Raw genomic sequence first — 24,855 nt, forward strand, 5'->3', positions numbered from 1 at the left:
AATCGATTCAAGATGTACTTTTTCCAGTATCTTCTGCAATTACTTCAGCTTGTTTTCTTTGAGGGATTTCAATTAAAGAGATAGCTTTCCAAAGTGTAAATGCTGAGTATAAAAGTAAAAGTAAGCCCGGAATGATCAATAAAAATGCACCGTTTTTCGAAGAAGCAAAGTTATTGAAGTACCCTACGTACGGCAATGTAAAGCCAGTGTACTGTGCGACCACATTTTCAGCCATAACGGGATTCATATCTTCCGCATTGTTGTTATCACCTTTTGTACGGTAAAGGACAGAATCGCCACTTTTAACTACTTCCGTAATACGGTGAGTAATTAACATATCTTCTGCTTCCTGGAAAGTGATGACATCGCCTTCTTTATAGTTCGTTTTATCTTCCGCAATTTTAACCGCGATAATAGAACCTGTTTGAATTCCTGGTTCCATGGATCCCGAAAGTACTGTTTTTAATTGGTACCCGAAAAATTGAGGTTCTCCGCCAGATGCTTTTGAAACAACGACGATGAAAGCCAAGCAAACTAGTAACGTCATTAAAATAGCAGTAATAATATTATTTACCCATTTCATGATTTTGCTATTTCCTGATTTTTTCTTTTTACTTCTCACTTCTACCACCCTTTTCATGATTTTTTTATTTAAGTTTTGCTATCGCTATTTTAAATTTCTACAATTTCTGTATTTGGGAACTCTCCTCGGATTTGCTCTCATCGTTACTTTTCGGTGGAGTTGGACTTTCAGTATTCGATTTCGATACTTCACTCTCTTTGCTCTCATCCGCACCTGTCTTAACCTCGTCTTCTTTAATCGTTTCTTTTTCTTCAGCGATTGATTCGGTTTGCGGTTTGGCTTCCTTTTCTTTTTCAGTAGCCGGTGTTTCTGTATTTTCCGGTGTAGTTGCTTTTTCTTCTTTTTCAGCGACCGGTGCTTTTACTTCTTCTGCAGCTTCTTCTTTTTCTGCCTTTTCTTCATCAACAGCTGGTACTTCCATATCCTCTGCTGCCTTTTCTTCTTCTTTCTCTTTTTCAATTGCTGGTACTTCCGCATCTTCTGTAGCTTCTTCTTGCTCTTCCTCTTTACAATCGATTGTCACCTTCTCAGTTGATTCAGTTGCCTCAGGTTTCTTACAATCCACTTCTTTAGATTTACCTGTTTCAACTTCGCCATCAGTTGCATCACTTAAATCTCCGCAATCAATCACTACTTCTTCACCGGTTACCGGATCTATCACAGTAACTACTGTAACTTCGGTAGCTTTAACTTCAGGAGTTGGTAATGATCCATTGCCCGGTGCTTTATCAGTCGAATCTTCCATACCACATGCAATCGCCGGAACTTCGGGAATTTCCCATATCCCGGCGGTAATGGCTCCTGTAAGTACAGACTGGCTACTGAAATTCGCGGAGGTGTCGGACGACATATAAGCGACACCAAAAATAGCTAAATAACAAATGAGTGTAATTTTTAAATAGAGGATAAGATCACGCTTTTTTCTCTTGTATCTGCCTCTAGGTCTAGGATTCAAACCGATACCGCCTTTCTGATTTCTAAGATTGGAATTTCCTTAAATATATTCCTCAAAACACAAAAACTTTTTATACGTTGAGAAATATATATAAGGAAAAGCTCCGACGGATGTTACATAAAATAAGGGAGGAGAAGGGTCTCCTCCCTGCATACTAATAATATTATTTTGCTGTTCCAGCTGTTTGTTTTGCATCAAATTTCCAGTTAAGCTGTAAAGAATCGCCCTGGAAGACATTTTGATCTGCGCCATTGTCGACAAATTCAAATTGGACAGTAAGCGTATCACTTGTACGTGCTTTTAGGCCGTCATTTTCTCCACCAAGAACCCAACCTAAAATATCTCTATCAACAACGTCTGTTGAAGATAATGCTTTTAAAGTCGTTTCATGAATTACTTCTGTTCTTTTATCATTATTGATTAAGAACTTTACTTTAATAAACTCGCCTAGGTCTGCTCCTGCATTATTTAGATTTGTATCATTAACCGTATAACTTGATGTTAATAACACTTTCGAAACATCTAAGCTACCAGTGTTATTAAGTTTAAATGTACGTAGCATTGTATCACCAGGTTTAATATTAGTTACATCGATGATAGCGTTTGCTGCATCATTACCTGCCACATTAATATCTAACGTACCTGCAGCAAAATTACTAACATTTGTTTCTACATCATTGAAATACGCATAAGTTCCTCCACCAATCATGCTTACAGCTAGTGCTCCAGTTGCGATACCCATTGCTAATTTTGCTTTAATACTCATTTTAAATTCCTCCAATTAGTTTTAGTTTTTTTTTGCTCTTCCCTGTCTCTTTTAAGAAATTATTTTTCTTCCGCGACGCGGGTGTGAGTTTTCTTACACTTGATACATTTGTGCCAATTTCATAGTGTTGCAGCTTTTTAAGGCTCCCCCATTTTTCAACCTTTGTCTGAAAAAGCATTCATTCCATACATAGAAGCTTTGACCCATCGCTCTTAGCAAATTTCCTGTTCAACCTGCTGGTGAGCGATATAAGAAGTAGAATGTAACCATCATTATTAGAGATTTCACTTCTCAGATTAAAGTGCATTAAATGCTAATGTTATCCTCCTTTGTATTTCACTTTTTCGACTATGAAAGTGGAACTAAACTCAGTATAGACCGTTCCAAAAATTTCCTCTCCCCTCCATCGGGTGATTTTTGGCAAATGCAAATTCTACTTTCGAACTTACCCAAAGGTATACTTTGGTGTTAGTCCATCTACTACCAAGTGGTTATGTATCGCTTACAAACTTTGATATACCAAAGTTTCTTTATGGCCCTATGTAGAAATCATTGCTTTCAACCTCTTCCATCCACTGCTAATTTAACGAATTGTTCTTTTATTTTTTTATTGGATTTCCTCATAGTTCATATGACTTGCTCGCCCCTGCAACTTTTGCTGGTCAATTCCTACACGAATAGATAGTAAACGACGAAATAAACCGTATGATTCCAAAAAAAGTTGTTTAGCTTTAATATAGAATGACAAAAAATGCCAATATATCTGCGTATAATAAGAAATAGTTTTTTACATTTTTTATTTTGAATTCAGAGTAACTTTGAACAAATTAATTTCAAATATTTTATATACTGTAAATTCCGCAGCCATAATTCTGAAAATTCCTTCTTTTTTCCTTCTAATAGATATACTACTTAATTACAGTAAAACCGTTTTACAATGGGAGACTTTGAAGTACATCCTTTAATTGGGCACCTTGGATGTATGGAGTCAGTGGTGCAACCGGCCTCACAACATTTGAAAACATTTGTTAAGAGCACTCTTTTTATTTGAGTGAGGAGGCAGTTTATTGATGAAAATTTTATTAGTAGATGATCAAGCAATCATCCGTAGAGGATTAATTTCCATTTTGTCGTCGGATGATAAATCGGAAATTATCGGAGAAGCCAGCGATACACAAGAAGCTCTTGAATTGCTTCAAAAAGAAACACCGGATTTGGCTATTATTGATTTTCAAATAGGAGACGAATGTGGATTAACATTGATCAATGAAGCACGGAAATTAGGCTGCACTTGCAAATTCGCGATTCTAACCTTCTCAAAGGACTATGAATCGTTTCAACGTGCAATGGCAATGGACGTAGTTGGATACATTTCACTTAATTCACATCCAGAAGAACTTATTTATGCCATGCAAATTATTAAAAAGGGACGGAAATATTATGATCCCGACTTAATTGATAAGCTTATACAAACACAAAAGGAGTCTTCAATAGATGATAGCCGTCTTGCGCTCCTCACGACTAAGGAAAAAGAAGTAATGCAAAAACTAGGGATGGGCTATTCCAATAAACAAATAGCCCACAGTCTTTATATAACGGAAAACACGGTGAAAAAGCATGTAAGCCAAGTATTATCAAAATTGGAGCTTGGTGATCGTACTCAAGTTGCGCTCTTTGCGAACGAAACAGGATTGGTTCAATTTAAACAGGATGTAGTCGCTTTTTAATATGATTAATCAAGTAATTCTTATTTGAAGTGCGTTTGAAAATTCAAACGCTCTGCAATTCATTTTTGTAAAAAACTAAACAAAAGAAAAAAGCCTAACCGAGCAACTAAGCTTGGTTAGGCATTTAATTTCAATCTGATTAGAATTTCGTAATCGCTAATGCTAATACGAAGAAAGCAACAGAAAGAACGATTGTTGTGCGGTGTAGGACTAGATCCATTCCACGAGCTTTCTGTTTACCGAATAGTTGTTCAGCTCCACCAGAGATGGCACCTGATAAACCTGCGCTTTTACCTGATTGTAATAATACTACTACGATTAAGGCTATCGCTACGATAATAAGTAATACTGTAAATAACGTATGCATTTGCTCCACCTCCCAGACATGGACGTCACAATACAAAATAGTATATCAAAAGGAGGCCGCCATTACAATATTTCTTGGAAATGAACATCATATTTTATCCAACAATATCCATTCTTATTCAAAATTGTTGAAACGGCATTCGCTTATATTTCGCTTCGCCGCCAATGCGAGCGGCACCATCGTTTCAAACAGCAGATCCGCTTCTTCAAAAATCAGTTTGCGCAGTTCAATATTGAAGTACTCCTTCATCCGCGATTCGGTCATCACTTCATGAACAGCACCGATCACCGCCTTTTTCTCTTTTGCGATCATCAATACTTGGTCTGCCAAGTAAAAAGCGTGGTTCGGATAGTGCGTGTTTATAATGCATGAAATATTATGCTCTTTCGATAAACGTTTTAATGTTTCCAAAATGACAACCTGCTTTTGCACATCCAGATGCGATTCCGGTTCATCCAAAATTAAAATTTCCGGATTTGATACGAGTGTCCGTGCGATTAACGCCAGCTGCAGTTCCCCGCCGCTCACTTCATTGCATGACTTTTTCGCCAAATGCACAATGCCAACTTCATTCAATGCCTCATGTGCTTTTTCGTAATCTTCCTTGCGTGGCTTAGACAATGAACCGATATATGGAGCACGCCCCATTACTACTAAGTCCTCAATCGTAAAGCCGAACACCATTTTATGTGCCTGCGGAACGTATCCGATTTTCTTCCATAATTCTTTTTGCGAAACTTTCTGAAGCGGCACATCATCTATAAATGTTTCACCAACCCGCCAGTCGTGCAACCCGGTAATACATTTTAACAGTGTTGTTTTCCCAGCACCGTTCGGACCGAGTATTGCCATAATCTTGCCCGGCTCCAGCGTAAAGCTAATGTTCGATTCATATATGAACGGCTTCACTTCCTTCTTTTTCGCATAGCAGAAGTTGCCTTCACGTACTTCTATTTTCATGACCAGCTACCTCCTGTACGACGTAAAAGATAAGCAAAGAACGGTGCCCCGACAATCGCCGTTAAAATCGACAACGGAATTTCCGCCGCTGTTACCGAGCGGGCCAATGTATCGATAATGAGTAAATACGCCCCGCCCAGTGCAATCGACATCGGCAGTACGCGTTCATTATTACTACCGACAAACATCCTTGCAATATGCGGGATAATTAAACCGACCCAGCCGACAATCCCTGCAACAGCAACGGCTGCCGCTGTACAAAGTGTCGCCCCTGCAATAACGAGCCACTTCATGCGTACAACATTGATCCCTAACGACTTCGCCTCATCATCCGGCAATGTCAGTAAGTTAATGCGCCAGCGCAGTGCAAGTAAAATGAACATCCCGACTAAAATAATCGGTCCTGCTGTCCATAAATCGCGGTACGAAGCTGTTCCCAAACTTCCCATTAGCCAATACGTAATTGCAGGCAGCTTTTCTTCCGGGTCTGCCACAAATTTCGTTAACGAAATCAATGCATTAAACAACGCACTTGTCACAACCCCTGCCAGTACGAGCATAAAAATCGGCATATTGCGCCCAGACCCGCCAATCATATACGTAAATACGATAGCTGCTAAACCAAAGACGAGCGCAAAACCTTGTGTTACATAACCATTGCCAAACAGTAAAATCCCGATAGAAGCACCAAAACCGGCACCCGCGGCGACACCTAAAATATCCGCGCTCACTAATGGATTGGCGAACATCCCCTGGAATGCGGCTCCTGAAATGGAAAGCCCCGCACCGATTAATAGTGCGAGGATAATACGCGGGAGCCGAACAGTCATGACTACGTTATATTCCATTTGTGTCCAAGTTTCTTCTACCGGAAAAATATGCGAACTAAGGATTTTCACCACCGTTACAAAATCGACTTCAAACCGGCCGATGCCAAGTGAAACAATCGCAAGAACAAGCGGCAATACCCACAGTAAAATACTTTTCCACTTTTTCATAACAGTCCCTCGTTCTAATACTTCGCAGCGTCAGAAGATGGGTGCAGAATTTGCTCTACTTCTTCGTCCGTTACGTCATATCCGTAAAAGTCTTTATAGTAACTCTTAATTTCAGCGTTCATATCATAGTCGAATAGTTCAGGCTGGTTATTGTTTGCCAACCATTTCAGCATTAACGGTGCATCACCACTTGGCGGGAACCAGCGATAAATCCCCAGCGGAATTTTATACACCTGCTTGTTTTTCACCGCTTCCACTTCACTCCAGTCCTGACCTGGAATTGTGTTGTTATATAAATCTTCCGGCTGGATTTCTGTGAAGTTCGTTATGTAGATGATTTCCGGATTCCAGTTGTAGATTTGCTCCATATTCACATCTTTTCGTCCTGTTACATCATTTTCCGCAACGTCATTCGCCCCTGTTGCGTTCAGCCATTGATTCCCGAAGAAGTTTTTACCGCCAACTGTAATCGCCTGTTCGGATAATTGATACAACATAAGCGCATTCGGTTTCTCTTCTGCTTTTAAGCTATCGATCTTTTCATAAATTTCGTTTTGTACATCTGTACCGATTTCGATAAAATTGTCCGCGCGTTCTGTTGTGCTCGCAATTTCACCCGTCAGTTTTAACCAGCTGTTGAATGTTGCAAGTGGCTCTGCTGCCGCTGCATCAATCGCTTTAATCGCTACCGTGTTGATGCCTGCAGTACGTGCCTGCTCGATTGATTTTTCATCTGTTGCAATTTCAAAGAACACATCCGGGTTAATTTTCATTAATTCCTCAACGTTCATTTCACCGTTTTGTACGAATGATGTATCCGCATTCAAAATTTCCGGAGCCATTTTCGATAAGATCGAGTTTTCAGCTGCATTGTATGAATTCGGGTGCATTCCGACGATTTCTTTTGCCGAATTTGTTGCGACATACCATGTATGGAAGTACGGTAAAATCCCGCCTGATACGATCGAGTTCACTTCAGCAGGAATCGTTACTTCTGTCCCCGCCTGATCAATGACGATTTTCTCTTCTGCCGTCGTTTCATCCTCTCCACCTGAAGCTGATGATGTTGCCTCATTATCTGAACATGCTGCTAGCGCCATTGAAGCGAGTGCAAGCGTTGTCAAAATTGCTTTACGTCCTACCATTGTTTCCTCTCCTTAATCTTTCGTTTTCACGAAATTTATTATTTTAATAAAATATTATTTGATTTCCATTCGAGATTGAGTATAATTGATAATGATTTTCATTGTCAATGATAATTCAGTTTACAAATGAGAATTTGTATCAATTAATTAAATTTACAGGATTAAAGGAGATTTTTATGTCTGAATATAAAATTGTAAAACTGGATGGCGGTCATGCATTCAGCTTAGAGGGACGTGCTATGAACGTTTCTAATGAACCAATGGACCATGTCACATTCATCGACCAGTATGAAATTTCGACTGCCGACCTTTCCGGGTTCAATGTGATGGTCGTAACGGACTTTATCGATCAGGAACATCTTAATGAGCACAAACAAGTGATTGAAAACTTCTTAAATGAAGGGAAAATTATTATTGCCAATACACATATTTTCCGTCCTTGGCTGCCAGGTGCCGGGCTGTTCATGCCAAAGGAAATTAAGTCACACGCGGATTATGTAATGGAGCCTGCAGCTGAAGGTACATTTTATGAAGGTGTTGACATGATGGAACTTACATACCGTAAAGGCGTTTCCGGATTTTATGCGCGCGGCTCGCATCCGGTAGTCAACAAGGAGTCGGAAATCGTGCTGCAGTTTACGGACGGCACACCGATTGTTTTCATTGATCGCACGGCAACAAAAGGAACGGTTGTTGCAGCATCATGCCGTGATTTCCTGACTTATGCAACTGGTGAAAACTCGACTCAGCTGATCGCACCACAATTTTTAGCTTGGCTTGATCAAGAATTACTACGTTTGAAAGAAGGATCTGAAGCATGAGAAAAATAGCCGTATTATATAGTGGGCACGCGCCTCATTACGTGACATTCAATACACCAAAATTCAAGCAGTACTTCGAGAAAATCATCTATTTACCGCGCTTTGTCGAAGAAGATTTGGAAGGAATGGATGTACTGATTGTGCCTTCTCAATTGCACAATAAATTATTGTTGGAAGCAGCACCTGCAATCCGACGCTTTGCGGATAATGGCGGTGTTGTCGTAGCATTTGGACCTCAGCCGTGGCAATGGATTCCTGGCCAAAACTGGGAAACGCGCCCGACGAACTTCTGGTGGTGGCTTGAAAAAGATGCCGACAGCGGTTTACGTATGGTCGCACCGGGTTACCCATTATTCCGTGACGGTTTCTTGGATGAAGCTGGCTGCACATGGCATCAGCATGGTGTATTCCACTTACAGGAAGGCATGCAGTCACTGATTGATATGAAGGACGGCGGTTCATTATTGTATGTCGATAAAGTAAGTTCAAAAGGCACTTGGATCGTGACAACACTTGATCCGGACTTCCACTTCGGTTCGTATTTCATGCCGGCAACGGAGAAATTCATGGACGGATTCTTCCCTTGGTTAGCGTTCGGGGAAATTTAATTGAAAAAAGCATGGTACCCGCAATTTATTACGGGTGCCATGCTTTTTATTCGTTTTAATTAGTCGTTGCTGTTGTCATCTTTATTGTCATCAACAGCGCCGTCAACTTCTGTATCGTCATCTAAAGTATCTTCTACGTTGTCATCGTTGTTGTCGATGTTGTCATCAACATCTAATTCAACATTCGTATCATCATTGTTGTCATCTACTAGACCGTCATTAGTACCGTCGTCGACATTGTTGTCGATGTTCGTATCGTCCTCATCATTACATGCCGCAAGCGATAATGATAGTAACAATGTCATCATCAGAGTAGGTGTCTTTTTTAGTTTCATAATGAAATAGCCTCCTTTGGTGTATGCTTTATGTTTCCCCGATTTATAAAAGAAAAACATCTTTTGTAATTTTCACCGCAAAAAGTTATTTTCAGGCATTGTATTTTCTTCTCGATTTATATTCGCTATAGTGAAAGGAGGAGGTGAAAATCTTGCAGCAATCAAGGCATTATTTATTTGTCAAAACATTGTTGAACCGCATGAAAATGGATGATTTGGACGCACCGGCAATCGAGCAGGAATTTTACCGGTTGGAGGCCGGCTTATCGGGCGAACAGAAGTTGAAAAGGTTACTCTCGGACTATCATTTCAAATCCGCTTCCCATATTTTTTATAATTTCGAATGCATCAATTCAAAAGGTTTTACCCATCAAATGGACGCTTTGCTCATTACGTCGCACTTTGTTGTCGTCATGGAAGTGAAACAAATGTCCGGCACCCTATTTTACAAACCCGCTCTCCATGAATTTTCCCGCGTCCATGAAAATGTCACTGAAAACTTCCCGAACCCGTTTGATCAGGCATACCGCCACCAGCTTTTTTTGGAGCATCAATTGAAAGCGTGGCAAATTTCCATCCCCGTTTACCACATCGTCGTGCTTGCCAATCACCGCGCAACACTCGACCATTCCCTTTCCAATTTTCCGATTATGCATATAAGCGGCATCCCGAGATTTATCGAAAAACTGTATCGGCAGCATCCGAACCCTCGTGCAAATATTACTTTTCTGCAAAACCAATTAGAGCAGCTTTACGAACAGCTCCCCCCTCGCCGGACAATTGAAAGGCACCGGCTACGTAATGGTGTTCTTTGTAAGGAGTGCGATTATGCGAATGAAATGCATTACAGGCAAGGCTACTTTACTTGTCCTGTTTGCGGAGTGAAAAGTAAAGACGCGTTGTTCGAAACTTTTCTGCAATACCGAATTTTAGTCGGCCCTCGTATAACAAATAAAGAGTTCCGTGAGTTTTTTAATATTTCGTGTATCCACACCGCTTCGAAACTGTTGGGGAAAGCCGGTTTGGAAAAGCATGGGGTAAATAAAGGAACGTATTATATGATTCCGGAGAAGTTTGAGTAAATGTACAATATTGAAAAGGACGTGGAGAATATGAAGGAAAAACAAAGCAAGCGCATTATGAAATCCGTTGCAGAAGAAGATACACAGGTTGCAGATATTGCCGGGCGTTATGATGTCGGTCCTTCAACGGTAAATGAACACCGCGACTCGCTGGTCCCCGCAAGCGAAGCAGAAAAAATTAAGTCTGCGTACGAAAAGAAAATACGTGCACTGGAAGTAGAAAATGAGATTTTGAGAAAAGCGATTCGAGGAATTTCGGACATTGAGCGGTAGTTTGAGAGGCAAAAGGTGCAGACCCCCTTCATTTAGTAAGCGGGGTCTTTTCATTTTCTAATAAATCCTGAAAAGTTCTAATATAAATTTATTTGTTCTAATAAAATGCCGATCTTCTAATATAATTGCGGTTTATTCTAATAAGTGTTCCAGATGTTCAAATAAAGCATCTACTTCTTCTAATATCGTGTCGCCATCTTCTAATAAACCACTCGATTGTTCTAATAAAATCCTAGCACGCCCTCTCCATGCGCTTTTCACCGGGAAAATAAGCTTTCCCCCACCTCATATTCACGGAACTTCTAATATCTATTCTAGTTCTTCTAATATGTCCTCCATTTCTTCTAATAACTGACTCAATTGTTCTAATAAAATCCCGTCATCCTACTCGCCCCCAAATTCTCGGACCTTCTAATGACCCCCGCAGTTCTTCTATTCTAATAAAACCTCCCCCCCACAAAAAAACAGCACCGGAATCCCCTCCCGATGCTGTAATCTAAATCTATTCATTCAATTCCCAACCGGCTTGCTGTTCTTAACGAAGAACGAACCAACCAACCCCAATACCGAAACGACTGTCACGACGATGAACGCTAAGTGAACACCGTGCGCTAAAAACTCAGCTGGCAAAGCGTTACTGAATTTATCGATATAGTTTTGCTGACCGATTGTGTACATTGTAATCGCAATCGCTGTACCTGAAGCACCGGCGATTTGCGTTAACGTGTTTAGTGCGGCTGACCCGTCAGCAAATTTCTGTGGCGCCAGCGAGTTCATCGCATTTGTCTGTGCCGGCATGATTGTCATCGATACCCCGACGAAGAATACACATAAGTTTACAATGATAATCCACGTTGCAGTAGTTGCTGAAATCGTTGTCAGAAATACAATCATTGAAACTAAAATCATTGTAAAGCCGATACGTGTGAAGATTTTCGCTCCGACTTTATCAAAGTTTGTCCCAACGATTGGTGACATGATGATATTCAGGAGGTTTGCCGGCAACATGCATAAACCGGCAGTTAATGCTGCGAAACCTAAAACTGTTTTCAGGAACATTGGCACAAGAATTGCCACTGAAAGAATCATAAACATCGTCGCAACCATTAATGCGACCCCTAATGAGAACATCGGTGATTTAAATACCGACAAGTCAATCATCGGCTCATCCATTTTTGTTTGACGAACGCCGAATACGACTAATAAAACTAACCCAACGAGAAGGGGTACCCAAACGATTGGTTCAGTAATCGATTGTTCTGCCAGTGTTGCCAAGGCGAATACAACGCCACCGAACCCGAATGTAGAACAAACTAGTGACAATAAATCAATTTTCGGACGCGTTACATTTGATACGTTGTCCACTTTTGATAACGCTAAAATGATGACAAGGATATAAACGACCGCCATAATCCAGAAAATATAGCGCCAGCTTAATGACGTTACGATTAATCCTGCGATTGATGGACCTAATGCCGGACCTGCCGTTAAGACGACCCCTACTATCCCCATTACCGCACCGCGCTTTTGTACCGGAAAAATCATCATGATGACACTGAACATTAGCGGTAAAATAATCCCTGTTGCAAATGCCTGCACGAAACGACCTACCAGTAAAATTGCAAAGTTTGGTGCCAATGCTGCTAATAATGACCCGATTACAGCCAACAAAATTGCCGTCACGACTAATTGGCGTGTAGTAAACCAGCGTACTAAATATGATGATAGTGGAACTAATACGGCCAATACTAATAAGTAGCCGGTTGTTAACCATGCGGCGGATGGTGCCGTTACATCGAAGTCATCCATAATATTTGTTAAGGCCATGTTTAATGCCGTTTCACCAAATAAACCGACAAATGTGCTGATCATCATAACAGCCGCCATACCTTTTGGGCTTTTCACATCGAAAAAAGGTGCTGCCATTTTTTATTTCCTCCTATATTATAAAATCCATTTCGTCTCGGCTAAATTACTTCCAAGACCCGTCTCTAATTGCTTCACTTCCAATTTTCCTTAAAGCACGTTTTAAAATATATCAAATTTTTTCCTGGAAATTCAATTGTTTATGTAATAACTTTTAGACCGACTCTTATAATTGTGAACAATGGAATTCCATTATTACCCTTTTATGGAGCTATGTTTTGTAGACATTATTTTACATATTTTTGTGAAACCGATTCCATTCTTCTTTAAAAAATATTGACTACGATTAGAGAAACCGCGCCATATCAGTGTTAACTATTCATTTCATTGTCATTGCTAGGAAAAAGAACTATTTTGCAATAGATTTTCACATATTTAATCACTAAAAAAGGCTAATTGTGAACACTTTTACAGCTTCCACTGTTTGAACCTCTTCTGGATTTTCTAATATATCCTGAAAAGTTCTAATATAAATTTATTTGTTCTAATAAAATGCCGATCTTCTAATATAAATGCGGTTTGTTCTAATAAGTGTTTCAGATGTTCAAATAAAGTGTCTGCTTCTTCTAATATCGTGCCGCCATCTTCTAATAAACCTCTCCAATGTTCTAATAAAACCCCGGCACGCCCTCTCTACACGCTTTTCACCAGGAAAATAAGCTTTCTCCCACCTCAAATTCACAGAACTTCTAATATCTCATCCGGTTCTTCTAATATCCCCCACACTTCTTCTAATAAACGCTCCATTTCTTCTAATAAACCGCCCACCCCACCCCAAAAAAAGACACCCGCCAAAAGCGAGTGCCCTCCTACCACAAACAATTATTTAATATTATAGAAAGAATTTAACCCTTCAAAACGGCTTGTTGCGCCTAGTTGGTCTTCGATGCGTAGTAATTGGTTGTACTTCGCAACGCGGTCCGTACGTGATGGTGCACCAGTTTTGATTTGGCCAGCGTTTGTTGCAACAGCGATGTCAGCGATTGTGTTGTCTTCTGATTCGCCTGAACGGTGAGAGATAACAGCTGTGTAGCCAGCGCGTTTCGCCATTTCGATTGCTTCAAATGTTTCTGTTAATGTACCGATTTGGTTTACTTTGATCAAGATTGAGTTGCCAACGCCTTCTTCGATACCGCGAGATAATTTCGTCGTGTTTGTAACGAACAGGTCGTCACCAACTAATTGTACGCGGTCGCCAATACGCTCTGTTAATAGCTTGTGGCCAGCCCAGTCGTTTTCATCTAAACCGTCTTCGATTGAGATGATTGGGTATTTAGAAGTTAACTCTTCATACCAAGCAACCATTTCTTCAGAAGTTTTTTCTACGCCTTCACCAGCTAAAACGTATTTGCCTGTTTCTTTGTTGTAAAGCTCAGAAGACGCAACGTCCATCGCTAAACGGATTTCTTCGCCCATTTTGTAGCCGGCTTTTTCAACTGCTTCGATGATTACTGTGATTGCTTCTTCGTTTGAACCTAAGTTTGGAGCGAATCCGCCTTCGTCACCTACAGCTGTGTTGTGGCCTTTTTCTTTTAATACTGTTTTTAAGTTATGGAAGATTTCTGTACCCATACGTAATGCTTCTTTGAATGACTTAGCACCTACTGGCATTACCATGAATTCTTGGATGTCCACGTTGTTGTCCGCGTGTGCACCACCGTTTAAGATGTTCATCATTGGTACTGGTAGTTGCTTCGAGTTGAAGCCACCTAAGTATTGGTATAAAGGAATGTCCAGGTAGTCAGCTGCTGCATGCGCTACTGCCATTGACACACCTAAAATTGCGTTTGCACCTAATTTACCTTTGTTTTCTGTTCCATCAAGTTCGATTAACGCTTGGTCGATTACCACTTGGTCCAATACAGAATATTGGCCTTCAAGCTCATCCGCGATAATTGTATTGACGTTTTCTACTGCTTTTTCAACACCTTTACCTAAGTAACGGTTTACGTCCCCATCGCGTAATTCCACTGCTTCATATTCACCAGTTGAAGCACCAGATGGCACGATAGCACGGCCGAATGCGCCTGATTCTGTGAATACTTCTACTTCTACTGTTGGGTTACCGCGAGAATCTAATACTTCACGAGCATATACTTGAGTAATGAATGGCATAATAAAAAACTCCTCTATTGATAAATTTAGTAGGTGCTTGCACAAGGACAAGCTATATAATTAACCGCGCGATCAATTCTGTTCGCTTGGCATAACTAACGATTTTCCTGTCATCTCTGCAGGTTGGGCAATATTAAGTAATTCAAGCATTGTCGGTGCCAGATCGGCTAAAATGCCGTCTTCATAAAGCATGACACCAGACTTCGTCACAATCACCGGTACCGGGTTTGTCGTATGTGCCGTCATCGGCTTGTCATCAAGTGTCACGACTTCATCTGAATTCCCGTGGTCCGCTGTAATGATTGCATAGCCGCCTTTAGCCGTAATCGCATCAACGACTTTCCCTAAACATTCGTCCACTGCTTCGATCGCTTTGATCGTCGGTTCAAGCATTCCTGAATGTCCGACCATGTCCGGGTTCGCAAAGTTTAAAATGATCGCATCGAACTTATCTGCTGCAATAGCTTCCAGTAAAGAATCCGTCACTTCATACGCACTCATCTCCGGCTTCAGGTCGTAAGTTGCCACTTTTGGCGATGCGATTAAAATACGCTCCTCGCCGGCAAATGTCTCTTCACGGCCACCACTCATAAAGAACGTAACATGCGGATATTTTTCCGTTTCCGCGATACGAAGCTGCGTTTTGCCTGCTTTGGAAATAACCTCACCGACTGTATTGACTAAATCGTACTTTTCGTACGCCACATCCGCAATGACATCATCACTGTAATGTGTAAACGTTACAAATTTCAGATTTGATGGATGATTTTCAGAGCGTGGCATCGCGTCAAATTTTTCATTCGTCATTAAAGACGATAACTGAATCGCACGGTCCGGACGGAAATTGAAGAAGATGACCGCATCGTTTGAGCTGATTGTTGCGGCTGGTCGGCCTTCTTCTGTTACGACAAACGGCACGACGAATTCATCATGCAGTTCACGTTCATACGAAGACTCGACACCAGCTGTTGCAGTAGATGCCGTTTGACCGATCCCGTCAACTAACGCATTGTACGTTAAGCCGACACGTTCCCAGCGGCGGTCACGGTCCATTGCATAATAGCGACCGTGAATCGATGCGAACTTCCCGATCCCGATTTCTTTCATTTGTTTTTCAGTTTCACGGATATAATCAAGTGCTGTCGTTGGACCGACATCGCGTCCATCAAGGAAACCGTGGACATATACTTTCTCAAGACCATTTGCTTTCGCCAATTTCAACAATGCAAACAAATGCTCATAATGGCTATGAACACCGCCATCAGAAAGCAGGCCCATCAAATGAAGCTTTGAACCATGTGCTTTTGCATGTTCAACAGCCGTCAGTAACGATTCGTTACGGAAGAAATCGCCGTCACTAATGGATTTATGAATACGTGTCAAAGACTGGTACACAATACGTCCAGCTCCGATATTTAAGTGTCCAACTTCAGAGTTCCCCATTTGGCCATCTGGTAGACCTACTGCTTCACCACTTGCTGTTAAAGTCGCATGTGGATAGGCATGCCAGTAACGGTCAAAGTTCGGTTTATTTGCTTGTGCTACGGCATTACCTTTCACTTCATCGCGAAAGGCAAAGCCATCTAGAATAATTAATGCAACGGGTTGTTTAGGCATTTGCTGCCGCCTCCAATAACTTCATGAATGATGCTGGCTGTAGGCTTGCTCCTCCTACCAATGCGCCATCGATATGCTCTTGTGCTAAAAGCTCTTCAATGTTTTCAGGCTTCACACTGCCGCCGTATTGAATGCGCACTTTTTCAGCTGTATCTTTTCCGTATAATGTTTCAATCGCCAGACGGATTGCACAGCACACTGTGTTCGCATCTTCTGCAGTAGCTGTTTTCCCTGTTCCGATTGCCCAGATTGGCTCATAGGCAATGACCATATGCTCTACTTCAATTGGAGCAAAGCCTTCTAATGCTTTTGTAATTTGGCGTGCCACTTTTGCTTCAGTTTGCTCCGCTTCACGCTCTTCCAATGTTTCACCACAGCAAATAATCGGTACAATTCCGTAATTAAGTGCAGCACGGACTTTTAAGTTGATCGCTTCGTCCGTTTCATTGAATAGCTCACGACGCTCCGAATGACCTAAAATAACATAGTCGACATTGACATTCGAAAGCATTTTCGGGCTGATCTCCCCTGTGAATGCGCCTTCATCTTCGTAGTGCATGTTTTGTGCACCAATTGCCAGGCTTGAATCTTCTGCCCCTACGACAAGTGATGGTAAATATAATGCAGGTGCACAGATGACCGCATCGACTTTATCCGGAGAAGGAACCTGTTGTTGGATTTCTTCGATAAAATCAACTGCCTCATCAAATGACTTATACATTTTCCAGTTTCCTGCTATAATCGGTTTTCTCATTCAAAACCCTCCGTTTTTAAAAGATTCTGTCCGGTTGATATCCACTAGGCAAAGCTTTTCGTGCACCCAACCCCGCTTCAACCAACCTTTAACAGATAGTTCAGCCTCGAAACGATTTATTTATCGTTTAACGCTACAATTCCCGGTAATTCTTTACCCTCCATTAACTCTAATGAAGCACCGCCGCCTGTTGAAATATGGTCCATTTTTGAAGCGACTTCGAATTTTTCTACCGCTGCAGCCGAGTCACCGCCGCCGATAATTGTGTAGCCGTCTGTTGTTGCCATTGCATCCGCAACTGTTTTCGTACCGTTTGCGAATTTTTCCATTTCGAATACACCCATTGGTCCGTTCCAAATAATCAATTTCGATTGTTTAATAACTTCTGCATAGTTTTCAGCAGTTTTCGGTCCGATATCAAGTCCCATCCAGTCAGATGGAATAGCATCGATTGCCACTACTTGCGTTTCAGCATCTTTCGAAAACTCGTTTGCTACGACAGCATCAACCGGCATGTGCAGTTGAACGCCTTTTGCTTTTGCTTGCTCGATAAAGCCTTTTGCCAGCTCGATCTTATCTTCTTCCAAAAGTGACTTCCCGATATCGTGACCCATCGCTTTGACGAATGTAAATACTAAACCGCCACCGATAATCAGGTGATCCACTTTATCTAATAAGTTTTCAATCACACCGATTTTATCTTTAACTTTCGCTCCACCAATAATTGCTGTGAACGGGCGCTCTGGATTTGATAATGCTTTTCCTAGTACGTCCAGCTCTTTTTCCATTAATAAGCCTGAAACAGCCGGTACATGTTTTGCGATACCTTCTGTTGAAGCATGTGCACGGTGAGCTGCGCCGAATGCATCATTTACGTAAAGGTCTGCTAATTTTGCAAACTCTTTTGCCAATGCTTCGTCGTTTTTCTCTTCGCCTTTATGGAAACGAACATTTTCAAGCAGGATAATTTCGCCTTCTTGCATATTGTTAACCGCTGCTTCTACATCTGAACCAATTGATTCATCCAATTTTTTAACCGGCTTGTCCATTAATTCCGCAAGACGCTCGCCGACTGCTGTTAAGCGCATGTCCTCGTTTACTTCGCCTTTTGGACGGCCAAGATGTGAAGCTAAAATAACTTTTGCTCCAGCGTTTACTAGTTGTTCAATTGTTGGAATAGCTGCACGAATACGCGTTTCGTCGGTAATGCGGCCCTCATCCATCGGCACATTAAAATCGACACGCACAAATACGCGTTTTCCTTTTACATCTACATCGTTCATTGATTTCTTTAAAAACATACTGAAAATCCTCCTTCATACTCGTTCGTCAATTATTATGGATCGTATACTCGCTAGTTAAAATAGTAACAAAATTCGATAAGACTGTCTTGATATCGCCTCTGTTTTGTATATTTATCCTTATATCCGAAAAAAGAGCGGTCCGGGTGAGTCCCTGCCGCTCTTTTACCCTTATTTATTATAAGGTTTACATGTATTAAAGGCTATACTTTTTATGCCCGTTTCCTTTTAATATGACACACTTTTCCTTTAATTCCGAAAAAGTATGTCACATTTAGGTGAATTATTATTCTTTAATACCTTGTTTTGCGATATATAAAGCTAAATCCATTAAACGAGTAGAGTAGCCGATTTCGTTATCATACCAAGAAACGACTTTCGCCATACGACCTTCCATTACCATTGTTGATAAACCATCAATAGTAGATGACGCCGGGTTACCATTGTAGTCGATTGATACTAATGGTAATTCGTTGTAAGCAAGAATGCCTTTTAAATCGCCTTCAGAAGCTTCTTTTAATGCAGCATTGATTGAATCTGTTGTTACATCTTTATCCAATTCAACAACTAAGTCAACACATGATACGTTTGGTGTTGGAACACGCATTGAGAAACCGTCCAATTTACCTTTTAATTGTGGTAATACTTTTGATACGGCGATTGCAGCACCAGTAGTTGTCGGAATCATTGATACCGCGCCTGCACGTGCACGACGTGGGTCAGAGTGCGGGAAGTCAAGGATACGTTGGTCATTTGTATACGAGTGAATAGTTGTCATCATACCGCGTTTGATGCCGAATTTTTCATCCAATACTTTTGCAAGTGGTGCTAAACAGTTTGTTGTACAAGAAGCATTTGAAATAACATCTTGTGATGGGTCGTAATCTTCGTGGTTAACACCCATTACATATGTTGGCATATCGCCTTTTGCTGGTGCAGAAAGGATTGCTTTTTTCGCGCCGGCTTCGATATGTTTTGATACTTCTTCCATTGAACGCCATCTACCAGTACATTCTAAAACTACGTCTACGCCAAGTTCACCCCATGGTAATTTCGCAGGATCTTTTTCTGAAAGCACTTGAATGCGTTTGCCGTTTACGATAAATGCATCTTCTTCTGCTTGAACGTCTGCATCATACACTCCATGTACTGAGTCGTATTTTAATAAGTGTGCAAGCTGTCCAGCGTCAGTTAAATCATTTACTGCAACTACTTCAAATTCCTCGTGCTTCATTGCTTCACGGAATACTAAACGTCCGATTCGTCCAAATCCATTGATTGCTAATTGTAATGCCATGTGTAATTCCTCCAATAACTTTATTATTAAAATAGTATGTGTAAAAACATACTTTTAAAAACATGTTTAATTCTTAAGGATCGTACTTGCGGTTTGTTCATCTGTAATCAAAATCGTTTGCGATGCGGCATTTTTAAAATACGCCTGAATCGCAGCCGCCTTATTTCTGCCTGCCGCAATGGCAAGAACATGCTTCGCTTTGTTTACTTGATCACGCTGGATTCCAATTGTCCTCAGATGATGAACCGTGTCACCATTTGCATTGAAATAGTAGCCGAACGCTTCGGCAACCGCGCCCTTTTCTTCAAGTAACTGCTGCTCATGCTGTGAACTTTTACGACGAAGCGCCATTTCCTGTGCTGCCCCGATTCCGTGAATCACGATGTCCACCTGTTCATAAAGTGTGATCATCTCGCGAATAATCGGTTCATCCTTCATCGCTTCATACGCCTGCTCACTTAAATGCTCCGGCAAAAACAATGTGCGGTATGTTGCCCCGCATCTTTTTGAAAACTTCGAAACAATGGTATTCGCCTGGAATGTCATCTCATCCCCCATACCACCGCGTGCCGCAATAAATTTCGCGTCACTCAGCACCGGGACGTCCGATAAATATTCCTTCATCGATGCAACACTGCTGCCGCCTGTTACCGCAATATTGGCTTTCGCAGGTGCGATTTGCTGTAATACTTGTGCCGCAACTTTACCGAGCTGCTGCTTTACCGTTTCATCCTGTTCGGCATCACCTGGCACAATGATGACTCGTGCGATGCCAAAGATGTTTGTAAGCTGCTGTTCCATCGCCACAATACCGGAAAGCTCACGATACAGTTCGTAAAGCTGCTCTATTACTTCATACCCTTTTGGCGTGCAAATCATGCCTTTTTTTTGAATCAAGATCAATTGCTGTTCGCTCAGGACCGTTGTTTCGTTCCGGATATCACGCTCTGTCATCTGTAGCTGTTCACCTAAAGCACGTCTGCCAATCGGGCTAAATGTCGCAATTGCTTGTAAAACTCGAAATCTCTTTTGAAAAAGAGCATCAATTTCAGGTATTAGTTTACGCTCAGCTGCAAAAAATGAAATATCCGTCAAAAAACCACCTACCTGATTAGTTACTTTGGACAATATATGTCCCACATAAATATTTTATGTCCCACATAGGGTAAAAAAAGAATTTCTGTCTTTATTATAGATCGGCTCGGAGGGATTTGCAACTTATCTGACCGAATTTATTACAAAAAATAGCGAACAGGCACCGATGACTAGTCCACCAGCGCCTCGTACAACGTCGCATAATCAAGCTGCCCATATTGAATAACGTCCCCGTTATACTCCACAACCGGAATCATCAGCATATATTTTTCATGCGCTTCATCGTCTTCTTCTATATTATAGTGCTCAATCGTAAAGTCGATATCTTCCTGTACGATTTTTAATGTATGGAGCCCTTCGATGCAAAGTCCGCAGTCCGGTTTCGAATAATATTTGATGATCATTGGCAGTTCCTCCCTTTTTTTATTATTATAGCGGAGTTTGGGTGGAGTGGGTGGTGTGCGCCGGGATTTTATTAGAAGATTTTTTGGTTTATTAGAAGGTTCGGTTGCGGTATTAGAAGTTTGCGGTTGTTTATTAGAACAATCCGACAACTTATTAGAAAATCGGCACCTCGTTCTCATCTTCAGAACATCTCTCCACCTTATTAGAAAATCCCCACAACAAAGAAAAGCACCCCACCCAAAGAGTGAGATGCTTCCCTTTCCCCAACCTCAATCTAAAACTTCCTGCCCGCGCCGCCGCCGAATGAGCCGCCGCCACCGAAGCCGCCAAAGCCGCCCGATGAACCGCCACCTCCGCCGAAGCCGCCGCCTCCGAATCCACCGAAACCACCGCTGCGGTATACTCGGCGTGCTGTGCGTCGGCGTCCGCCTGGGCCACCGCCACCGCCAAACTTCGTAATGATGAAGTAAATAATAATGATGAAAATTATAAAGCCGATTGAAATCCCATCATCTTCATTTGACGCAACAGGCTGTACTAGATCCGCGCCGCCTGCTTCACCACCCATTTCTTCATAAAAAACGGAGAAGATGCTAGCGAACGCATTTGTATAATCATCATTCGCTAAATACGGCAACATATACGTATCGATCATGCTGCCAAGCTTCCCGTCCGGATAATCTCCTTCAAGGCCGCCGCCGACCGTAATCCAGACATCATTTTCACCTTCACCTTGCTCGGTTGTCGCAAAGATCAGCATCCCGTTATCGAGTGCTTCATCACCGATACCCCAGCTGCGCATTGTCTCCGTACCGAACTCAAACGCGTCCATTCCATCGATCGTATCTATCGTCATCATGACAATGACATTTCCCGTTGACCCTTCTAGCGCTTTTGCCGACTGGATCAAATTCTGCTCCACATCATCGGACAGCACATTCGCATAATCGTACACGTAAGAATTGTAGGCCGGTTTTTCCGGTATGGCTGCCATCGCTTGGAGCGGTACGAGCATTAACCATATAAGAAGTGATACCACTAATCTCACATACAGTCCCCCTTTTCAGAAGCTCCGGTCATATTGCCGACAAGCTTCATTATTCCCAATCATTAATCGCCAAAATCAACAGCCGGTGCTTCTTCCACACCTTCTTTAATTTCAAAGTAGTCTTTTTGTTCAAAGCTGAACATGCCTGCGATTAAGTTTCCTGGGAAGCGGCGAACATCATTATTAAACTGCTGAACCGTGTCATTGTAATCTTTACGCGCTACCGTTAAACGATTTTCCGTTCCTGCCAGTTCATCCATTAAACGAGTAAATTGTACATCCGCTTTTAAATTCGGATAGTTTTCCACTACAACAAGTAAACGGGATAATGCAGAAGACAGCTCATTGTTTGCGTCCGCCGTTTCTTCTACTGTATTGGCATTCCCGTATTGTGTACGGGCTTCTGCAATCTGTGTGAAAATTTCTTCCTCATGTTCGGCATAGCCTTTCACCGTATTTACCAAGTTCGGCACTAGATCAAATCGGCGCTGCAGCTGGTTTTCGACTTGTGCCCAAGCTGCGTCCACTGTCTCTTCGCCTGTAACAAGTTTGTTGTATTTTGGCACGACAAGCATCGCCGCAATGACGATTAATGCAACAATTGCAATAAGGGCGACTAATACAGCACTGCCTCGTTCATTTTTTTTAAACATTTGCCCCATCCTCTCTTTTTTAAAAATGCGTATAAAATTACTGTTCGTTTCCACAATAAGAGTATTCGAAATATCTTACTATGGAGGTTACTAATTCATGTTTACCCAATCATCCCAATCTCAAGACAATCAAATGCCTTTTTCAACAAATCATGGTGCCCATGAAATACTGGATGTTCATGAAGTACTAAGCGCGATGATCGGCGGATTAAACCAATTCGTCCTGCTCCGTGATCAAGTTCAAGACAGCGAGCTTTTATCTATTTTGGATCGTCAGTACGCATTTATGCTTGATGAGTACAACATTACAATGGAAGCCTTTAAAACAGGTCATGATCCAAAACATCCTACACGCAGCTATAATATGAACATGGGGAACGATACAATTTACGGCATCAAACCTGGTGAAGCGAAAAAACCGATCACTTCAGCAAACGAAATTAATGATGCGATTATTTCAGGCTTCTTGCTAAGTGTCCATAAAATGGGTGCTTCAGGGAAAACAGTTGCTGCTTTAGAAAGCACAAACCCTGTTGTTCGTCGTGTACTGCAAGATTCAGTACCAAACTGTATCGAAATGGCCTATGAACTTTCACTGTATCAAAACAAAAAAGGCTATTACCAAGTACCACAACTGTCACCACAGGATATGAGCACAATGCTCAATATGTACGGCCAAGCAGAACAAGCAAAAAATATGCCTAACTAGTATGCCCAATAAACTATACGAACAAATCATTGTATAGTTTCAAAATTGCTAAATAATTTATCCAATATTTACAATAAATACTTCACACAGAAGTACAAACAATAGGAACGGTGCTCGTTTCACCTACTACGATGAAGGAGGGGCTTTTATGAAAAATATTCGTGAAGGTTTAATTCCGACTGTACTTGGATCAGCTGTCACTGCAACGGGGTATGCGATGAAACAAAAAATCGGTACGAACAAAATGATTGCCAATACCATTTTCGGTTTCGGCCTTGCCCATATTGTATTAGGGGCAATTGACCTTGTAGAACATCGTAAGTAATCAGGAAAAAGCGGATGTAAAGAAATCTGCTTTCTCCACAAAGAAACGCCCAACTTTCTAAAGTGTAAAGAAAGTTGGGCGTTCTATATTTTGGTCTTCCTCCTTTTAACTTTGTTTTACTCAGCTTATCGCAAATTTCAACGATAAGCGCTAATCCATGTTATATCCACACTCCTCGCAAAACTTTTTCGGTTCATCGTACACTTCATTACAGTTGGCGCAATTGTATATATAGGACGCCGTAATATCGTCGATCGTTTGCTTTGCTTTCAGGTCGGGTTTGATTTCCTCCTCTTCGACACCCGCTAATTTGCTGAGCTCATTCAATTCTTCAATATCTCTTTCCAGCTGCGCAATCGTGTTTTCTTTCGCCTCAATTTGCGCGAGCTGATAATTCACCATGCTGACTGAAAACAGGCTGTTGCGGTTCAAGTTGACGATTTCCCCGATTTGCTGTTTCAGCACTCTGATCTCTTCTTCGATTCCATTGATTTGTTTTCGCAGTTTGGACCGGTCGACCGCAAAAGACGTTTTGCTGCTAAGCGTTGTCACCTTCTTGTTGACTTTCTTCCTCCATTTCTGAAATGTGCCTTTACCTCCACCCATAATAACCCTCCACTTCGATCAGAAATTTTTCTGGATTCAACTGGTGCATCCACTTGTTCTTCTTCACAATATGTATTTCCATGTCGAAATATGCCCTCGTTAAAAATTTTTCAGCGCCATTTAAATAAAAAGGCGCATCCCGTAAGGAAATGCGCCTGGCCCTCTAATTTTCAACTGCTTAATTGTTCCATTAATTTACTGGAGAAGTATTTTCTTGTGTCTGCCATTTTAATATGCAGTAAACGCTCATCATGAGTTGCCGGATTGATAAACGTAACGAAAGCTCCTTCCAGATTCTCATCGATCGTTTTTATAATATAGTTTTCAGCAAGCAGTTCATCAATTTGCTGAATTTCTTTTTCTACAAACTGAAATTCTGACATG

The 24,855-nt window shown here is 41.5% G+C and carries 27 protein-coding genes and 1 riboswitch; of the genes, 7 read left to right on the forward strand and 20 right to left on the reverse strand.

Annotated features, from left to right (window positions below; translation table 11 throughout):
- Positions 1–7: 7 nt before the first annotated feature.
- From MKY27_RS14365 to MKY27_RS14375, 3 genes are all read right to left on the reverse strand, one after another.
- Entirely contained in the window at positions 8–583 is a 576-nt protein-coding gene (locus MKY27_RS14365; RefSeq protein ID WP_339195975.1) for a signal peptidase I, read from the reverse strand.
- Between the two features lie 97 nt (positions 584–680).
- Positions 681–1,433, reverse strand: a complete 753-nt coding sequence (locus MKY27_RS14370) for a hypothetical protein (protein WP_339195977.1) — start codon at positions 1,431–1,433, stop codon at positions 681–683.
- Between the two features lie 268 nt (positions 1,434–1,701).
- Positions 1,702–2,304: a TasA family protein gene (locus MKY27_RS14375; RefSeq protein WP_339195979.1), complete on the reverse strand. Its 603-nt coding sequence runs from the start codon at positions 2,302–2,304 to the stop codon at positions 1,702–1,704.
- Positions 2,305–3,235: 931 nt separating this feature from the next.
- A riboswitch (cyclic di-GMP riboswitch) is annotated at positions 3,236–3,319 on the forward strand.
- Between the two features lie 55 nt (positions 3,320–3,374).
- On the opposite strand from MKY27_RS14375, the gene MKY27_RS14380 reads away from it, so the two are divergent.
- Positions 3,375–4,031: a response regulator transcription factor gene (locus MKY27_RS14380; protein ID WP_339199740.1), complete on the forward strand. Its 657-nt coding sequence runs from the start codon at positions 3,375–3,377 to the stop codon at positions 4,029–4,031.
- Between the two features lie 139 nt (positions 4,032–4,170).
- On the opposite strand, the gene secG is transcribed toward MKY27_RS14380, so the two are convergent.
- The 4 genes from secG to MKY27_RS14400 form a co-directional block, all read right to left on the reverse strand.
- The gene (gene secG / locus MKY27_RS14385; RefSeq protein WP_008408959.1) at positions 4,171–4,398 is read right to left on the reverse strand and encodes a preprotein translocase subunit SecG; all 228 of its coding nucleotides are present in this window, start codon (positions 4,396–4,398) and stop codon (positions 4,171–4,173) included.
- Between the two features lie 114 nt (positions 4,399–4,512).
- Positions 4,513–5,358 carry an ABC transporter ATP-binding protein gene (locus MKY27_RS14390; protein WP_339195981.1) on the reverse strand — a complete coding sequence of 282 codons (846 nt, stop codon included), beginning with the start codon at positions 5,356–5,358 and terminating at the stop codon, positions 4,513–4,515.
- Positions 5,355–6,356 carry an iron ABC transporter permease gene (locus MKY27_RS14395; RefSeq protein ID WP_339195983.1) on the reverse strand — a complete coding sequence of 334 codons (1,002 nt, stop codon included), beginning with the start codon at positions 6,354–6,356 and terminating at the stop codon, positions 5,355–5,357. Before MKY27_RS14395 ends, MKY27_RS14390 begins: the two co-directional genes overlap by 4 nt.
- A gap of 14 nt (positions 6,357–6,370) precedes the next feature.
- Complete coding sequence (locus tag MKY27_RS14400) at positions 6,371–7,501, reverse strand: ABC transporter substrate-binding protein (RefSeq protein ID WP_339195985.1); 1,131 nt, start codon at positions 7,499–7,501, stop codon at positions 6,371–6,373.
- A 176-nt stretch (positions 7,502–7,677) separates the two neighbouring features.
- Between MKY27_RS14400 and MKY27_RS14405 the strand changes: the two genes are divergently transcribed.
- Complete coding sequence (locus tag MKY27_RS14405) at positions 7,678–8,322, forward strand: phosphate starvation-inducible protein PhoH (protein WP_339195986.1); 645 nt, start codon at positions 7,678–7,680, stop codon at positions 8,320–8,322.
- Positions 8,319–8,930, forward strand: a complete 612-nt coding sequence (locus MKY27_RS14410; protein ID WP_339195987.1) for a hypothetical protein — start codon at positions 8,319–8,321, stop codon at positions 8,928–8,930. The genes MKY27_RS14405 and MKY27_RS14410 overlap by 4 nt, the downstream gene beginning before the upstream one ends.
- Positions 8,931–8,989: 59 nt before the next feature.
- Here MKY27_RS14410 and MKY27_RS14415 read toward each other — a convergent pair whose 3' ends face one another.
- Complete coding sequence (locus MKY27_RS14415; protein ID WP_339195989.1) at positions 8,990–9,238, reverse strand: hypothetical protein; 249 nt, start codon at positions 9,236–9,238, stop codon at positions 8,990–8,992.
- A 170-nt stretch (positions 9,239–9,408) separates the two neighbouring features.
- On the opposite strand from MKY27_RS14415, the gene MKY27_RS14420 reads away from it, so the two are divergent.
- Both MKY27_RS14420 and MKY27_RS14425 read left to right on the forward strand, forming a co-directional pair.
- Positions 9,409–10,347, forward strand: a complete 939-nt coding sequence (locus tag MKY27_RS14420) for a nuclease-related domain-containing protein (protein ID WP_339195990.1) — start codon at positions 9,409–9,411, stop codon at positions 10,345–10,347.
- 30 nt (positions 10,348–10,377) lie between these two features.
- Complete coding sequence (locus MKY27_RS14425) at positions 10,378–10,620, forward strand: hypothetical protein (protein ID WP_339173352.1); 243 nt, start codon at positions 10,378–10,380, stop codon at positions 10,618–10,620.
- A 510-nt stretch (positions 10,621–11,130) separates the two neighbouring features.
- Here the strand turns inward: MKY27_RS14425 and MKY27_RS14430 are convergent.
- From MKY27_RS14430 to MKY27_RS14475, 10 genes are all read right to left on the reverse strand, one after another.
- Positions 11,131–12,546, reverse strand: a complete 1,416-nt coding sequence (locus MKY27_RS14430) for a DHA2 family efflux MFS transporter permease subunit (protein ID WP_339195991.1) — start codon at positions 12,544–12,546, stop codon at positions 11,131–11,133.
- 822 nt (positions 12,547–13,368) lie between these two features.
- The gene (eno, locus tag MKY27_RS14435; protein WP_339195992.1) at positions 13,369–14,661 is read right to left on the reverse strand and encodes a phosphopyruvate hydratase; all 1,293 of its coding nucleotides are present in this window, start codon (positions 14,659–14,661) and stop codon (positions 13,369–13,371) included.
- Positions 14,662–14,733: 72 nt separating this feature from the next.
- Complete coding sequence (gene gpmI / locus MKY27_RS14440) at positions 14,734–16,278, reverse strand: 2,3-bisphosphoglycerate-independent phosphoglycerate mutase (RefSeq protein WP_339195993.1); 1,545 nt, start codon at positions 16,276–16,278, stop codon at positions 14,734–14,736.
- Positions 16,271–17,032 carry a triose-phosphate isomerase gene (tpiA, locus tag MKY27_RS14445; protein ID WP_339195994.1) on the reverse strand — a complete coding sequence of 254 codons (762 nt, stop codon included), beginning with the start codon at positions 17,030–17,032 and terminating at the stop codon, positions 16,271–16,273. The genes gpmI and tpiA overlap by 8 nt, the downstream gene beginning before the upstream one ends.
- Positions 17,033–17,148: 116 nt before the next feature.
- Positions 17,149–18,333, reverse strand: coding sequence for a phosphoglycerate kinase (locus MKY27_RS14450; RefSeq protein ID WP_339173360.1), 1,185 nt, complete (start codon positions 18,331–18,333; stop codon positions 17,149–17,151).
- 286 nt (positions 18,334–18,619) lie between these two features.
- Complete coding sequence (gene gap / locus MKY27_RS14455) at positions 18,620–19,630, reverse strand: type I glyceraldehyde-3-phosphate dehydrogenase (protein ID WP_339173361.1); 1,011 nt, start codon at positions 19,628–19,630, stop codon at positions 18,620–18,622.
- A 66-nt stretch (positions 19,631–19,696) separates the two neighbouring features.
- The gene (locus tag MKY27_RS14460) at positions 19,697–20,758 is read right to left on the reverse strand and encodes a sugar-binding domain-containing protein (RefSeq protein ID WP_339195996.1); all 1,062 of its coding nucleotides are present in this window, start codon (positions 20,756–20,758) and stop codon (positions 19,697–19,699) included.
- A 137-nt stretch (positions 20,759–20,895) separates the two neighbouring features.
- Positions 20,896–21,129, reverse strand: a complete 234-nt coding sequence (locus MKY27_RS14465; protein WP_339195997.1) for a glutaredoxin family protein — start codon at positions 21,127–21,129, stop codon at positions 20,896–20,898.
- 275 nt (positions 21,130–21,404) lie between these two features.
- Positions 21,405–22,178 carry a TPM domain-containing protein gene (locus MKY27_RS14470; protein WP_339195998.1) on the reverse strand — a complete coding sequence of 258 codons (774 nt, stop codon included), beginning with the start codon at positions 22,176–22,178 and terminating at the stop codon, positions 21,405–21,407.
- Between the two features lie 62 nt (positions 22,179–22,240).
- Positions 22,241–22,831 (reverse strand): LemA family protein, encoded by a 591-nt coding sequence (locus tag MKY27_RS14475; RefSeq protein ID WP_339173372.1) that lies wholly within the window; start codon positions 22,829–22,831, stop codon positions 22,241–22,243.
- Between the two features lie 97 nt (positions 22,832–22,928).
- Here MKY27_RS14475 and MKY27_RS14480 point away from each other — a divergent pair, with 97 nt between their 5' ends.
- Together MKY27_RS14480 and MKY27_RS14485 are read left to right on the forward strand one after the other, a co-directional pair.
- Positions 22,929–23,540, forward strand: a complete 612-nt coding sequence (locus MKY27_RS14480) for a spore coat protein (RefSeq protein ID WP_339173375.1) — start codon at positions 22,929–22,931, stop codon at positions 23,538–23,540.
- A 148-nt stretch (positions 23,541–23,688) separates the two neighbouring features.
- Positions 23,689–23,865 carry an asparagine synthase gene (locus tag MKY27_RS14485; protein ID WP_079524417.1) on the forward strand — a complete coding sequence of 59 codons (177 nt, stop codon included), beginning with the start codon at positions 23,689–23,691 and terminating at the stop codon, positions 23,863–23,865.
- A gap of 150 nt (positions 23,866–24,015) precedes the next feature.
- On the opposite strand, the gene MKY27_RS14490 is transcribed toward MKY27_RS14485, so the two are convergent.
- Positions 24,016–24,471: a nucleotide-binding protein gene (locus tag MKY27_RS14490; protein ID WP_339196000.1), complete on the reverse strand. Its 456-nt coding sequence runs from the start codon at positions 24,469–24,471 to the stop codon at positions 24,016–24,018.
- Positions 24,472–24,641: 170 nt separating this feature from the next.
- Positions 24,642–24,854, reverse strand: coding sequence for a hypothetical protein (locus MKY27_RS14495; RefSeq protein ID WP_339196001.1), 213 nt, complete (start codon positions 24,852–24,854; stop codon positions 24,642–24,644).
- Position 24,855: the final 1 nt, after the last annotated feature.

Origin of the sequence: Solibacillus sp. FSL R5-0449, from assembly GCF_037975215.1 — a bacterium.
Classification (GTDB): Bacteria; Bacillota; Bacilli; order Bacillales_A; family Planococcaceae; genus Solibacillus.